The sequence below is a fragment of the Streptomyces sp. T028 genome (genome assembly GCF_048159505.1).
Classification (GTDB): Bacteria; Actinomycetota; Actinomycetes; order Streptomycetales; family Streptomycetaceae; genus Streptomyces.
The window spans coordinates 4,563-18,654 of record NZ_JBLRVZ010000024.1; the positions used below are offsets into that span (position 1 = coordinate 4,563).

The 14,092-nt window shown below is 72.7% G+C and carries 13 protein-coding genes; 4 read left to right on the forward strand and 9 right to left on the reverse strand.

From position 1 onward, the window contains the following. Nucleotides 1–12: 12 nt before the first annotated feature. Together ACLZN2_RS22850 and ACLZN2_RS22855 are read right to left on the reverse strand one after the other, a co-directional pair. Nucleotides 13–2,580, reverse strand: coding sequence for an ABC transporter permease (locus ACLZN2_RS22850; RefSeq protein ID WP_416980854.1), 2,568 nt, complete (start codon nucleotides 2,578–2,580; stop codon nucleotides 13–15). A gap of 4 nt (nucleotides 2,581–2,584) precedes the next feature. Beyond that, a complete protein-coding gene (locus ACLZN2_RS22855) occupies nucleotides 2,585–3,409 on the reverse strand; it encodes an ABC transporter ATP-binding protein (protein WP_416980855.1) in 825 nt (274 codons plus the stop codon). 121 nt (nucleotides 3,410–3,530) lie between these two features. Between ACLZN2_RS22855 and ACLZN2_RS22860 the strand changes: the two genes are divergently transcribed. Further along, nucleotides 3,531–3,773, forward strand: coding sequence for a toxin-antitoxin system HicB family antitoxin (locus ACLZN2_RS22860; protein WP_133915249.1), 243 nt, complete (start codon nucleotides 3,531–3,533; stop codon nucleotides 3,771–3,773). Nucleotides 3,774–3,777: 4 nt separating this feature from the next. Beyond that, nucleotides 3,778–4,152, forward strand: a complete 375-nt coding sequence (locus ACLZN2_RS22865) for a fic family toxin-antitoxin system, toxin component (RefSeq protein WP_359276407.1) — start codon at nucleotides 3,778–3,780, stop codon at nucleotides 4,150–4,152. A gap of 52 nt (nucleotides 4,153–4,204) precedes the next feature. Here ACLZN2_RS22865 and ACLZN2_RS22870 read toward each other — a convergent pair whose 3' ends face one another. After that, nucleotides 4,205–4,882: a class I SAM-dependent methyltransferase gene (locus ACLZN2_RS22870; RefSeq protein WP_416980856.1), complete on the reverse strand. Its 678-nt coding sequence runs from the start codon at nucleotides 4,880–4,882 to the stop codon at nucleotides 4,205–4,207. Between the two features lie 102 nt (nucleotides 4,883–4,984). Then, nucleotides 4,985–5,671: an esterase/lipase family protein gene (locus ACLZN2_RS22875; protein WP_416980857.1), complete on the reverse strand. Its 687-nt coding sequence runs from the start codon at nucleotides 5,669–5,671 to the stop codon at nucleotides 4,985–4,987. A gap of 115 nt (nucleotides 5,672–5,786) precedes the next feature. Here ACLZN2_RS22875 and ACLZN2_RS22880 point away from each other — a divergent pair, with 115 nt between their 5' ends. Beyond that, a complete protein-coding gene (locus ACLZN2_RS22880; RefSeq protein WP_416980858.1) occupies nucleotides 5,787–8,090 on the forward strand; it encodes a helix-turn-helix transcriptional regulator in 2,304 nt (767 codons plus the stop codon). 87 nt (nucleotides 8,091–8,177) lie between these two features. Here ACLZN2_RS22880 and bioD read toward each other — a convergent pair whose 3' ends face one another. Genes bioD through bioB form a run of 3 tightly spaced genes read right to left on the reverse strand, consistent with a single transcriptional unit; the run spans nucleotide 8,178 to nucleotide 11,420 of the window. Further along, entirely contained in the window at nucleotides 8,178–8,900 is a 723-nt protein-coding gene (gene bioD, locus ACLZN2_RS22885; RefSeq protein WP_416980951.1) for a dethiobiotin synthase, read from the reverse strand. A 2-nt stretch (nucleotides 8,901–8,902) separates the two neighbouring features. Beyond that, nucleotides 8,903–10,192 carry an adenosylmethionine--8-amino-7-oxononanoate transaminase gene (locus ACLZN2_RS22890; protein ID WP_416980859.1) on the reverse strand — a complete coding sequence of 430 codons (1,290 nt, stop codon included), beginning with the start codon at nucleotides 10,190–10,192 and terminating at the stop codon, nucleotides 8,903–8,905. Further along, entirely contained in the window at nucleotides 10,185–11,420 is a 1,236-nt protein-coding gene (gene bioB, locus ACLZN2_RS22895) for a biotin synthase BioB (RefSeq protein WP_416980860.1), read from the reverse strand. Before bioB ends, ACLZN2_RS22890 begins: the two co-directional genes overlap by 8 nt. Nucleotides 11,421–11,568: 148 nt before the next feature. On the opposite strand from bioB, the gene ACLZN2_RS22900 reads away from it, so the two are divergent. After that, on the forward strand, nucleotides 11,569–12,696 hold the full coding sequence (locus ACLZN2_RS22900; RefSeq protein WP_416980861.1) for an 8-amino-7-oxononanoate synthase: 1,128 nt from the start codon (nucleotides 11,569–11,571) through the stop codon (nucleotides 12,694–12,696). Nucleotides 12,697–12,769: 73 nt separating this feature from the next. On the opposite strand, the gene ACLZN2_RS22905 is transcribed toward ACLZN2_RS22900, so the two are convergent. Next, complete coding sequence (locus ACLZN2_RS22905) at nucleotides 12,770–13,015, reverse strand: DUF397 domain-containing protein (protein ID WP_416980862.1); 246 nt, start codon at nucleotides 13,013–13,015, stop codon at nucleotides 12,770–12,772. Nucleotides 13,016–13,024: 9 nt separating this feature from the next. Further along, a complete protein-coding gene (locus tag ACLZN2_RS22910; protein WP_416980952.1) occupies nucleotides 13,025–13,885 on the reverse strand; it encodes a helix-turn-helix domain-containing protein in 861 nt (286 codons plus the stop codon). Nucleotides 13,886–14,092: the final 207 nt, after the last annotated feature.

Below are 14,092 nucleotides of genomic sequence, written 5' to 3' on the forward strand. Positions count from 1 at the left end.
CACCGCCGATGCTCACTCGTGGGCGATCGCCGCCAGGACGTTCATCCGGGACGCGCGCAGGGCCGGGAGCAGGGCGGCCACGACGCCCACCACCGCCGAGCCGATGACGACCGCGACGATCGTGCCCCACGGGACGGCCAGCGCCTTCATGCCCTGGAGGGCGAGCACCTGCTGTATGCAGACACCCCACACCAGCCCCAGCGCCAGCCCCAGGACCGCGCCGAACACCGCGATCACCACCGACTCCAGCCGGATCATCCGCCGCAGCTGGCGCCGGCCCAGACCGATCGCCCGCAGCAGCCCGATCTCCCGCGTCCGCTCCACGACCGACAGCGCCAGGGTGTTGACGACGCCGAGCACCGCGATGACGATCGCGAGGCCGAGCAGCGCGTACACGAGGTAGAGCAGAACGGCGATCTGGTCGTGGACCAGCTTCTTGTAGTCGGCCTGGTCACGCACCTGGACCTGCGGATAGGGGTCGAGCGTCCGCTCCAGCCGGGGCCGCAGCTGCTCGGCGCTCGTGCCGGGCGCCGCGTTCACGTACAGCGCGGAGTCCTGGCCGTCGGGCACGTACTTCTCGACGGTCCCCATCCCGAGGAACAGTCCGCCTTCCATGCCGAACCCGTCGGCGGCCTCCTGGTCGGTGAGCGCACCCACCTTCAGCGATGTCGCGCGGTCGCCGGGGAACTCCACCGGGAGCACACTGCCCAGCTTCACCCCGTGGTCCTTCGCGAAGTCCACGTCCATGCCGATCGCGCCGTCCGCCAGCGCCGCCGCCGAGTCGCCCTGGGCGTAGGTGATGTGGGCGACGTCGTCGACCTGGTCGTCGTATCCGGAGGCCGTCGTCTCGACCCGCTTGCCGTCCGGCAGCCGTACCGCGAGGGGCGCGAACCGCTGCCGTACGACGAGGCCGACGCCGTCGGTGTCGCGGACCGCGTCGGTCACCTCCCGGGAGAAGGGCGTGAAGTTGGCGTTCTGGATCACGAAGTCCGCGCCGAGCGTTTTGTCGATCTGTTCGTCGAACGACTTCGACATCGAGGCGCTCGCCACCGACATGCCGCCGACCAGGGCCAGGCCCACCATCAGCGCCGCGGCGGTGGCACCCGTGCGGCGGGGGTTGCGCAGGGCGTTGCGCTGGCTCATCCGCCCGACCGGGCCGAACAGGGCCGGGAAGGCACCGCCGAGCACCCGGATCACCGGCCGTACCAGCAGCGGTCCCGCGATCACGGTGGCGATGAGCGTCAGGACCACGCCCAGGCCCAGCAGGGAGGCCGCGGACGCCGTCTTCGCGGCGGTCACACAGCCCAGCAGGGCGGCCGCGCCCAGCGCCCCGACGACCGACCCGACGATCGCGCGCACCTTCAGCGGCCGGCCCACGCCGGCGATGTCCGCGTCCGCGAGTGCCGCCATCGGCGACACCGTGGCCGCGCGACGGGCCGGGAGGTAGGCGGCCACGAAAGTGACGCCCACGCCGACGGCGTACGCCACCACCGGAGTCCCCCAGCCGACCACCATCTCCGTGGTCTTCAGGTTCATGCCGAACGCGCTCATCAGCTTGATCAGCCCGGCCGCGAGCCCGATGCCGGCCGCGAGGCCCAGAGTGGAGCCGACGAGCCCGAGCAGCACCGCCTCGGTGAGCACCGAGCGCCGTACCTGACGGCGGTCGGCGCCGAGCGCGCGCAGCAGGCCCAGCTCACGGGTGCGCTGGGCGATCAGCATCGAGAACGTGTTGACGATCAGGAACACACCGACCAGGACGGCGATGCCGGCGAACCCGAGCATCACGTACTTGATCACGTCGAGGAAGCCGCCCAGGGACGCGGCCGAGGACTCGGCCTGCTCGTCGGCGGTCTTCACGTCGTACGGCCCCGAACCCAGCGCGGCCGTGATGCGCTCCTTGAGCACCGCGTCGGAGACGCCCGGCGCCGCGTCGACCGAGACGCCGGTCGCCTTGTCCGCCGAGCCCAGCAGCTCCGTCGCCGCGACCTTCGGGTCGAGGAAGACGAGGGCCGCGCCCGGGTTGGTGGTGGTGAAGGTGGCGATGCCGACGATCTCGACGTCGAACGAGCCCGGCTGGGCCATCACGGTGAGCGTGTCGCCGATCTTCACATGCTTCTTGTCGGCGGTGTCGGCGTCCAGCATCGCCTGGCCGGCGCCCTGCGGGGCGTGGCCGGAGGTCAGTTTCACGGGGCTGCGGTCGGTGACGTACCAGTCGGTGGCGATGGTGGGCGCGCCGGTGGTCGGGCCGACGGACTTGTGGTCGCTGTCGACGACCGTGATGTTCTCCACGCTGACGTCGGCGTGCGCGGAGGCGACCCCGTCGACCCGCGCCACCTGGCCGGCGAGGGCGGCCGGAACCGTCTGCGTCGCGCCGCTCGGCACGTTGGAGTTCAGGTCGTCCTTCGGCTCCACCGTCACATCCGCCGAGGTGGAGGCGAACAGCCGGTCGAAGGTACGGGTCACCGTGTCCGAGAAGATCAGACTGCCCGAGACGAACGCCACGGACAGCACGACGGCGAGGGCCGACAGCAGCAGCCGTCCCTTGTGCGCGAGGAAACTCCTGAGGGTCGCCTTCAGCACGGGGTCAGTCCTCCTCGGGGGCGGTGCCGTCGACGACGGGGGCCCGGCCGACGTCGAAGCCGGGGGTCTGGGGGTCTCCCCCAGAAAAGAGGCGCATGCGTTCGAGTACGGCATCGGCCGTAGGCCGTTCCATCTCGTCCACTATCCGGCCGTCCGCGAGGAAGAGGACCAGGTCGGAGTGGGCGGCGGCGTTCGGGTCGTGGGTGACCATGACGACCGTCTGGCCGAGTTCGTCCACCGCCTGGCGCAGGAACGCGAGGACCTCAAGGCCGGCCCGCGAGTCCAGGTTGCCGGTCGGCTCGTCCGCGAAGATCAGTTCGGGGCGGGAGACCAGCGCCCGGGCGCAGGCCACGCGCTGCTGCTGACCGCCGGAGAGCTGGGACGGCCGGTGCCCAAGGCGCTCCCGCAGCCCGAGCGTGTCGACGACCTGGTCCAGCCACTTCTCGTCGGGCTTGCGGCCCGCGATGTCCATGGGCAGCGTGATGTTCTCGGCCGCGTTCAGCGTCGGGATCAGGTTGAACGACTGGAACATGAACCCGATCCGGTCCCGCCTGAGCCGGGTCAGCTCCCGCTCCCTCAGGCCCGTGATCTCCGTGTCGCCGAGCCAGACCTGACCCGCCGAGACGGTGTCGAGCCCGGCCAGACAGTGCATCAGCGTGGACTTCCCGGACCCCGAGGGCCCCATGACCGTGGTGAACCGGCCCCGCGCGATGCTCACGTCCACGGAGTCCAGGGCCAGCACCGTGGTCTCGCCGGAACCGTACGCCTTGGTGAGTCCCTGGGCTCGGGCCGCGATCCCGTCGGGTGTGGACAAGGCCGCTGTGGACAAGACTGCCTCCTCGTTCGGGTGGACCGTGCCGAGAGTAGTGTGACCCGGCGCACAGCCGGTATCCCTTTTCGCCTCCGGCGCGCCCTTGCCGCGCTAGCGCCCTCGCGCTAGCGTCGAAGGTATGGCGAAGACCCAGCTGAACGTACGCGTGGACGAGGGCACCGCCCGCGCCGCCCGCGAGCGGGCCACGGCGCGCGGCATGAGCGTCAACCGCTACATAGAGGAACTGGTCAGACAGGACGCCGGGGAGGTGGGCCACACCTTCGTGGAGGCCGCCGCCGACTTCATGAAGCAGTACGAGAGCGTCTTCGCCGAGGAGTTCGGCGCGGACCGTGAGGGCACCGTGCCGGAAGGCCGCCGCTGATCCCTTGAGCGACCTCCGTATCGATCTCGCCTGGCTCCTCATGCTCGCCGAACAGCAGACCCCGGGTGACCCCCAGGTCACCGACTGGGGCGCCCTGATCGCCGCCGTGGCCCGTCACCAGGCCGAGATATTCGACGTCCCCGTATACACCGACCCTCCGGCCCGTGCGGCCGCGCTGCTCCAACTCCTCATCCATGTGCCCGCGCTGGAGCGCTCCAACGCGCTGTTCGCCTGCGCGGTCGCCTACGCCTACCTCGTGGCCAGCGGTCTGAAGGTGGCCACCTCGCCCGAACAGGTGCGGGATCTGGCCCGGTTGGTCAAGACCGGTGACGCGTCGGTGGCCGACATCGCGCAGGAGCTGCGCCAGTGGAGCCTGTGAGGGCTGCTTGAGGCCAGCGCCTGTTGGCCCCAGCCTGCCGGGCGGACACGCCCTACGCGGGCCTGCGGGCCGTGCCGAGTACGGCGTAGGAGAAGGGGAACCGCGGCCCCTTCTCCGGCAGCAGCATCCGCCGGTACGGGCCGAGTTCGAACCCGGCGTCGCGCAGCGCGCCGACCGTGTCCCGGGTCAGATGGCAGCCGCCCGCGAGGGACGGCCAGACCGTGCGGTCCAGGGCACGCTGGGTGGCGCGCATCGCCGGGCCGCCACCGGGGCCGTGTTCGAGGAACCGCAGCTCACCGCCGGGCCGTAGCACCCGCCGCAGCTCGGCCAGCGCGCGCGGCACGTCCCGTACGCTGCACAGCACCAGCGAGACCACCGCCGCGTCGAACGCCTCGCTCTTGACCGGCAGCGCCTCCGCCACGCCGGGCACCACGTCCACCGGCACCCCGGCGCGCAGCGCCGCCTCCAGCGCCAGCTGCCGCATCCGGCGCTCCGGTTCGATCGCGACGACCTCCGAGACGGCACCCGGATAGTGCGCGAAGTTCAGTCCGTTGCCCGCGCCGATCTCGATGACACGGCCGGAGAGCCCGCCGAGCAGCCTGTCCCGCACTCCGGCGAGACCGGCCCGGGTCTCCGCCGCCGAACCGAGCGCGGCATAGAAACGGGCGAACAGCGGGTGGTGGACGGGGTCACCGGGCAGTCGGCCGGAGCCGGCGGACCGTATCGGCATGACGACCTCCCGGGCAGGACGGGCCTACCCGGATTCTCCCCCGGAGGGAGCCGCCGCACCCCCGCTGTCCTTCACACGGGTGTCACCGGACCAACCGGTGCGTCACTGGATGAAGTCGCGCACCTGCTCGTACACGCCGTAGTCGTTGTTCATGTCGTTGTGCGAGATGCACCCGACACCGACGTTGGTGGCCCCGCTCAGCAGCGCAGAGGAGTCCGGGTCGATGGCGGCGTCGCAGTTCGACCAGTAGGTCGCGTAGCTGACGCTGCCCGGGGTCTCGTCACCGGAGTTGAGCGAGGTGAGGAACGAGCTGCCGGTGACCATCTCCGCGCAGGAGGTGTACAGCCAGCTGCACCAGGAGGCGACCGACGTACCGTGGTTGGTGCCCGCGACGGAGACGAAGTCGTCCACGTACGCCGTGCCGCCGAGGTTCTTGAGGTAGTAGCGGGAGCTGAGGGCGCCCATCGAGTGGACGACCACGTCGACCTTGCTCGCACCGGTTCTCGCCAGCACGTTCTTGATCTCGGTGGACAGCTGCGAGGCCGTGGTGGCGTTCGACTGGGACCAGCTGTACGTCCACGCGTCCAGCTCGGCGGACGTGTAGCCGTCGGCCTTGAAGTCGGCGACCCAGTCGTCCCAGCTGCTGGACGAGCTGCTGAGACCGTGTACGAACACGACCGGGTCGTGGGTCGCCGCCTGGGCGGTGGGGGCGGAGAACGACAGTGACAGAAGGAGCGAAGAGGCCGCGGCCGTGAGGACCGTGGCGATGCGACGCTTGGCGCGCTGCATGATGCCTCCTGAAACGGGTGGGGTTGCCAGGAGTGTCCGATCGGGTCTACGCGCGCCGCATCGGTGAAATCGCCGGTCTTTACTGTTCAAGTAACCCGCCAGTAACGTCAATCGCGTGGTGACTCCTGTAAACCCCCCACGTCTCGACGGCACTTCGCCACCTCCGCTCCCGGACCCGTGGCGGCGCCCGGCCGTGTCCCTCCCCGAGGGCGTCCGGGTGCGCGTGCTGCGTCTCGTGTACGGCGATCAGCGCGCCGCCGCCGAACTCGCGGCGCGGCTCACCGACCGTCAGGCCGCCGGCCTGGACCCCCTGCCGACCGACCCCGCCGACCTCGCCCCCGGCCTGCTGCACGGCTACCGCCGGGAGATCCGCGCCCTGCCCGACGACACCCGGCTGCTGCTGCTCCTCGCCGCCGCCGACCAGTACCCGGTCGCCACCCACGCCTTCCTGCGTGCCGTGGCCGCCGCCCGCCTCGACACCCGCCCGCTGGAGGCCGCCGAGACGGCCGGCATCGCATACGCCACCGCGGGCGGGGTCGGCTTCCGCGACGCCTGGACCCGGATCGCCGCCTACGAGACGGCCGCACCGGCCGACCGGCGCGACGCCCACCGGCTGCTCGCCCGCGTCCTGCACGACGACACCGAACTGCCCCGCCGCTCCTGGCACCGGGGCGCGGGCGCGCTCGGCCCCAGCGGACGGCTCGCCGCCGAGCTGACGGCCGCCGCCGACCGGGCCCGCCGGTCCGCCGACCCGGCCCTCGCCGCCGCCCTCACCGCACGCGCCGCCGCGCTGCGCACCGACCCCCGCGAACAGTCCCGCCTCCTTGCCCGCGCGGCCGCCGACGCCTGGCACGCCGGCGACACCGACCAGGCCCGCACCCTCGCCGCCCGCACCAACACCGACGCCCTCACCGGCGTTCTCGCCCTGCGTACCGGCCAGGCCGGGGAGGCCTTCGACGCGCTGCTGGCCGGGGCGGCACGCGGGCGTGCCCACAGCGGGCAGGCCATGACGACCCCCGGTACCGCATCCGCCCCGACCACCCCGACCACGCCGCCCGCCGACCGCCCCCGGCTCCCCCTCGCCGTAGACCCCCACGCCGTAGACCCCCACGCCGTAGACCCCCACTCCGAACATCTCCTCGCCGCTGCCACCGAAGCCGCCATCTACACCGGTGACCTGCGGCGATGCAGGGAAGCGATGGTCGTCGCGCGGCGGCTGGGCGTCGAGCCCCCGGGGGTGCTTCCGGCCCTCGCCGCCGCCGTCGACGGGCGGTACGGGGACGCCCGCGACCTGCTGGAGGCGACCGCCGGTCGATGCGGGCCGGGCGGTGACCCCACCCGGCTGCTGCACGCCGGTATCGCCGCCCTGATGCTCGGCGACCACACCCGCGCCGCCACCGCCACCGTCCGCGCGGCCGCCGCCGCCCGGGCCCGGGGCCTGACCCCGGGCGTCTCCCAGGCCATGGAGTTCCGCGCCTACGCCGACTTCTGGACCGGCCGCCCGCAAGCCGCCGAGGCCGCCGCGCTGGACGCCCTACGGCAGTCGTACGCCACCGGACAGGACAACGGCGCCTGCCATCTGCAGGCCGCCCTCGCGATGTTCGCCGCGCTCACCGGCGACGGCGACCTGTGCCGGGAACGCGCCGCGGCGGCCCGCTCCTACGCCCTCGCACACGGTCTCGGGCTGCCCGGTGCCCTCGCCCAGTGGGCGCTCGCCTTCCTCGACCTCGGCTCCGGACGCTACGGCGCCGCCGCGGCCCGGCTGCGCGCCCTCGCCGCCTTCGGCCCGGGCCACGGCCACCGGGCCGTCCGCCATCTGGCCACCCCGCACTACGTGGAGGCCGCCGTACGCGCCGGCGACACCCGGATCGCCCGCGCCGCCCACGCCGACTACGACCGCTGGGCGCGCGCCGTCCGCAGCCCCGACGACCTCGCCCTCAGCGCCCGCTGCCAGGCCCTGCTCACCCCGGGCGCCGAGGCCCTCGACCACTACCGCATCGCCCTCGGCCTGCACGCCGACGGCACCCGCGCCTTCGAACGCGCCCGCACGGAACTGCTGTTCGGCAGCGCCCTGCGGCGGCTGCGGCGCCGCGCGGAGGCCCGGGACCGGCTGCACAGTGCGCGTGAGGCCTTCGAGTCCTTCGGGGCGCCGCACTGTGCGGAGGCGGCCCGCGCGGAGCTGCGCGCCCTGGGCGCGCCCGCCACCGCCGCCCACGGCGGTGACACCGCCACAGCCCGGCTGACCGCCCAGCAGCTCATGGTCGCGCGCATGGCCGCCGAGGGTGCCACCAATCGGGAGATCGCCGCGCGGCTCGCTCTCAGCCCCCGCACCATCGACCACCATCTGCGCGGGGTCTTCACCCGCCTCGGGATTCGCTCCCGCATCGAGCTGGTACGGCTCCTGGCGGAGGCGGAATGAGCGAGATGCGTCGTTTTCGTCTGCGGGTGCGTTGTGGCTGATCGCGCCCACGCGGCGGAGCCGCAAATCAATACAGCCCCGCGCCCCTTACGGTGCTGTTGTTGCCCTCTCTCGGAAGGCTGATGCCTTCCAGGTGCCGTCCAGGCGTGGCGCCAGCCAGCCCGGTGCCGCCGTGCGGAAGTCGGCCGGGGCCAGCGCGCCCACGCCCATCGGGAGGGCACCCAAGAGCGGCGCCCCGGCGACCTCCGGCAGGTCGGTGACATTGCAGCGCATCGCCAGATCGGCGGAGTCGGGCCAGCCGCCGATCACCACGCCCAGCAGCTCCACGCCGCGTGCGCGCAGTTCACGGGCCGTCAGTTCCGTGGTGTTCAGGGTGCCCAGGCCCGCCGAGGCCACCACCAGCACCGGCGCCCGCAGCGACTGGGCCACGTCGGCCAGCGTGCCGCCCGTCTCGTCGAACCGTACGAGCAGCCCGCCCGCCCCCTCGACGAGCACCAGGTCGTGCTCCGTGGCCAGCTTCTGCGCCGCCTCCACCACGTCGTACGGCCGCACCGGGGGCAGTCCCGCCCGCCGGGCCGCCGTCGCCGGGGCGAGCGGCTCGGGATAGCGCGCGCACTCGGCCGTCGTGACCGCGCCCGCGAGCCGCGCGACCTCGTCGGCGTCACCGCGCTCATCGGGCCGTACACCGGTCTGCGCGGCCTTCAGGACGGCCACCGTGCGGCCCGCCGCGAGCGCGGAGGCGGCCATGGCCGCCGTGGTGACGGTCTTGCCGACCTCCGTGCCCGTGCCGGTGATCACCAGGATCGGCATGCTCATCCCTCCCGCGCCGCGGCGCACACCGCGCGCGCGATCCGTGCCACGTCCGCGTCGCCGGTGACGTACGGCGGCATCGTGTAGACGAGGTCGCGGAACGGCCGCAGCCACACGCCCTCCTGCACGGCCGCCGAGGTGGCGGCCTTCATGTCCACCGGATGGTCCAGCTGGACGACGCCGATGGCGCCGAGGACCCGTACGTCCCGCACGCCCGGGATCCCGGCGGCCTCCGCCAGCCCGTTCCGCAGTCCCGTCTCGATCCGCTTGACCTCCGCGAGCCAGTCCTGGCCGAGCAGCAGCCCGATCGAGGCGCAGGCGACGGAGGCGGCGAGGGGGTTGCCCATGAACGTCGGGCCGTGGGCCAGCACCGGCACCTCGCCCCGCGAGATCCCGGCGGCCACCCGGGAGGTGCACAACGTCGCCGCCATGGTCAGGTAACCGCCGGTCAGGGCCTTGCCCACGCACATCACGTCCGGCGTCACCGCCGCGTGGTCCGCCGCGAACAGCGCACCCGTGCGCCCGAACCCGGTCGCGATCTCGTCGAACACCAGCAGCACGTCGTGCGCGTCGCACGCCTCGCGCAGCACGCGCAGATACGCGGGGGAGTGGAAGCGCATCCCGCCCGCGCCCTGCACCACCGGCTCCACGATCACCGCGGCCAGTTCGTCCGCGTGCCGTTCGATCGCGGCGCGCAGCTGATCGGCGTACGCCTCCTCGTACTCGACGGGCGGCGGGTCCACGAAGACCTGACGGGGCAGCACCCCGCTCCACAGCTCGTGCATCCCGCCCTCCGGGTCGCACACCGACATCGGCTGCCAGGTGTCGCCGTGGTAGCCGCCGCGCCAGGTCAGCAGCCGCTGCTTGCCCGGGCGGCCGAGCGAACGCCAGTACTGCAGGCACATCTTCACCGCGACCTCGACCGACACCGAACCGGAGTCGGCGAGGAAGACATGCTCGAGGCCGTCGGGAGACATGTCGACAAGGAGCTTCGCCAGCCGGACGGCGGGCTCGTGCGTGAGCCCGCCGAACATGACGTGGCTCATCCGGCCGAGCTGCTCGCGCGCGGCCTCGTCGAGCACGGGGTGCCGGTAGCCGTGGATCGCCGACCACCAGGACGACATGCCGTCGACCAGCTCGCCCGAGCCGTCCGCGAGGCGCAGCCGCACCCCGCTCGCCGACTCCACGACGAGCGGGTCGACCCGGCCGGGCATCGGACCGTACGGATGCCAGACGTGCCGCCGGTCCAGTTCCAGTAGCCCGGCGACGGGCAGTCCGGTCGGCTCAGGCATTGGGCGCGAGGTCGGTGCCGGCGCCGCGGCGGCGTACGGCGACCAGGTCCGTACGGGGCTCACCGGCCGGGGCGGCGGCAGCGGCCGTACCGCACACCGAGCCGCCCTCGTGCGAACCGCAGACGGAACCGCAGCCCGCCTCCGCGTGCGACCCGCAGCCCGCCTCCGCGTGCGACCCGCAGCCCGCCTCCGCGTGCGACCCGCACCCGCCCCCGCCCGCCGTCGCCCGGTGCTCCGGCAGGGTGATCTCGCCCGCGCCCTCCACCTCGAAGCCCGCGTCCGCGATCATCTCCAGGTCGGCCTTGCCGGCCTGGCCCTCGGTGGTGAGGTAGTCGCCGAGGAAGATCGAGTTGGCCAGGTGCAGCGCGAGGGGCTGCTGGGTGCGCAGATGCACCTCACGGCCGCCCGCGATCCGCACCTCGACGTCCGGGCAGACGAACCGGACCATCGCCAGGATCCGCAGACAGCGCTGCGGGGTGAGGTTCCACTCCTTGCCCAGCGGGGTGCCCTCGACCGGGATGAGGAAGTTGACCGGCACCGAGTCCGGGTCCAGCTCGCGCAGCGAGAAGACCACGTCCACCAGGTCCTCGTCCGACTCGCCCATGCCCGCGATCAGACCCGAGCAGGCCGACAGACCCGCCGCGTGCGCCTTGGAGACCGTGTCCACCCGGTCGGCGTACGTGTGGGTGGTGGTGATGTCCCCGTACGTCGCCTCGGAGGTGTTGAGGTTGTGGTTGTAGGCGTCCGCGCCCGCCTCGCGCAGCCGTTCGGCCTGGCCGTCGGAGAGCAGGCCCAGACAGGCGCACACCTCGACGCCCTCGTTCTGGTCCTTGATGGCCTTGATGGTCTCAGAGACGCGGTCCACGTCACGGTCGGTCGGACCGCGCCCGGACGCCACCAGACAGACCCGCTTGGCCCCGCCCGCGAGCCCGGCCGCCGCGGCCTTCGACGCCTCGTCGGGCTTGAGCCAGGTGTACTTCAGGATCCCGGCCGTGGAGCCGAGCCGCTGGGAGCAGTAGGAGCAGTCCTCGGGGCACAGGCCCGACTTGAGGTTGACGAGGTAGTTGAGTTTCACCCGTCGGCCGAACCAGTGCCGGCGCACCTTCCCGGCCGCGGCCACCACGTCCAGCACGTCGTCGTCGGAAGTGGCGAGGACGGCCAGCGCTTCCTCGCGGGTCGGCAGCTCGCGCCGAAGCCCCTTGTCCACCAGCGTGTTCAGCAGGTCCATGAGAGCCGATCCTGTCCTACGGGACCGCCCCGGGCCAAGGTAGGGATCACACAACACACCCGGTTCGACGTGTGGGTATTGCCACACCGTGGGTAGCGGTCCGTGACGCTAGGGTCTGTCCGCTACCTACAAAAGCCCCGGAGGAGCCATGGCGTTCGGCTGGATCGACGAACAGGCGGCCGCGCGCCGCCGGGCCGGACTCGTACGGACGTTGCGGCCCCGTCCGGCCGACTCCCCGCTGCTCGATCTCGCGAGCAACGACTACCTGGGCCTGTCCCGCCACCGGGAGGTCCGGGAGGGCGCCGCGGCGGCCGCGCGGACCTGGGGCGGCGGATCGACCGGCTCCCGGCTGGTCACCGGAACCACCGAGCTGCACACCGAGCTGGAGCGGGAGCTGGCCGCCTTCTGCGGTGTCGAGGCGGCGCTCGTCTTCTCCTCCGGGTACGCCGCGAACCTGGCCGCGGTCACCGCGCTGGCCCCGCACGGCTCGCTGATCGTCTCGGACGCGGGCAACCACGCCTCGCTCATCGACGGCTGCCGCCTGGCCCGGGGCACCACCCAGGTCGTGGCGCACGCCGACCCGGACGCCGTGCGCAAGGCGCTCGGCACGCACGACGGCCCGGCGGTGGCCGTCTCCGACACGGTCTTCTCGGTCGACGGCGACGCCGCCCCGCTGGCCGCCCTCGCCGCCGCCTGCCGGGAGCACGGCGCGGGGCTGGTGGTGGACGACGCGCACGGCCTCGGTGTGCTGGGCGACGGCGGCCAGGGCGCCCCGTACGCGGTGGGACTGGCCGGTGCCGAGGACGTCGTCGTCACGGTGACGCTGTCGAAGTCGCTCGGCAGTCAGGGCGGGGCGGTGCTGGGGCCCGCGCGGGTGATCGACCATCTGGTCAACGCGGCCCGGACCTTCATCTTCGACACGGGTCTGGCGCCGGCGGCGGCGGGCGCGGCCCTCGCGGCGCTCCGGCTGCTGCGCCGGGAGCCCGGGCGGGCGGCACGCGCGCGTGCGGTGGCGACCGAACTGCACGAGCGGCTGACGGCCGCGGGCCTGGAGGCGGTACGTCCGGACGCCGCGGTCGTCTCCGTGCGTGCGCCGTCCCCGGAGGAGGCCGTGCAGTGGGCGGCGGACTGCCGGTCGGCAGGCCTCGCCGTGGGCTGTTTCCGTCCTCCCTCCGTGCCCGACGGCATCTCACGCCTCAGGCTGACCGCCCGCGCCGACCTCTCCGGGGCCGAGCTGGATCGCGCTGTACGGGTGATCGGGGAGACGCGACCATGAGTCGGCGTGACACGGCCGTGGGTCGCCCCTGCTGACAGGTGGCTGTGTTCGGAAGGTGATCAGGCGACGGTGATCAGCGGAACGCGGCGGTGAAACCCGACCAGCTCTCGGGGGAGAAGAGCAGGGCGGGCCCGTCCGGGTCCTTGGAGTCGCGTACGGCGAGCAGTCCGGCGCAGGGCCCGAGGGCCGGCCGGGCCGTCTCCACGCAGTTGTTCGCTCCCGTGCTGTAGCTGCTGCGCAGCCACCGCACCTGAGGGAGAGCGTGGGGGTCGGTGCTGAGAGGTACGGTCCGAAGTACGTTCCGAGGCAGAGCAGTCATGGTGCCTCCCTACGCGCCGTCAGCTATCGCGGCGATGTATTCCAGTGATTCCCCGGGCGAAAGGGCATGCGCCCGAAGGGCGTTGAAGGCCTCGGTGTAGGCCTCGAGGTCTTCTTTCCGTTCGAGGTAGAGGCTACTCGTCAAGTGGTCGAGAACAACCACATCCAGATCGGGAGCGCTCGAAAATGAGAAAATAACGAAAGGGCCGGTGACGCCGATATGGGCGCCGGCCGCGAACGGCAGTACCTGAAGCCGGACTTGGGGCAGGTGCGCCGCCTCCATCAGCCGGACGAGCTGGTGCTCCATCACCTCGGGGCCGCCCACCTCCCGCCGCAGCACCGCCTCGTCCAGCACCGCTGTCAGCCTGAGCGGCGGCTGCCGGTGCAGCACGTCCTGGCGGGCGATCCGCACCTCCACCAGCGTGTCCAGCTGGTCCTCGTCCGCGCCCTCCACCGCCGCCCGGGTCACCGCGCGCGCGTACTCGGCCGTCTGGAGCAGCCCCGGGACCACGGTCGTCTCCAGCGTGCGCATCACGCCGGCCTGCGACTCCAGACTGATGAAGTCCCGGTAGGCGGCCGGCAGGACCCCGCGATAGGCGTGCCACCAGTGGTCCCGGCCCCCGCTCTCCTCCGAGCCGGCCAACGCCGTCATCAGGTCCCGCAGTTGTGGGTCCGTCACGCCGTAGGCGTCGAGAAGTAACCGCACATCGGCCGGTTTCGTACCACTGGTGCCGGTCTCGATACGGCTTACCTTGGACTGGTGCCAGCCGACGAGCCGGGCCGCCTCACCGCTCGTGAGCCCCGCCCGGGCGCGCAGACTGCGCAGTTCCGCGCCCAGCTTTCGGCGGCGCACCGCGGGACCGTGCTGCATGGGCTCCTCCTTGCTCCCCATGGATCGTCCTTGATGGACCGTCCCTGTGGACCGTCTTTATGGGCCGTCCTTATGGGCTGTCCAAAAACGCTCTGCCGCGGCAGAGTTCACCGCATTGGGCGACAGATATATGCATATCTTGGTGGATCGCCACCCGTGACCGGCGTGCTGATGGCAGTCTGGCGAAGAAGCACCAGTCCGGGACCG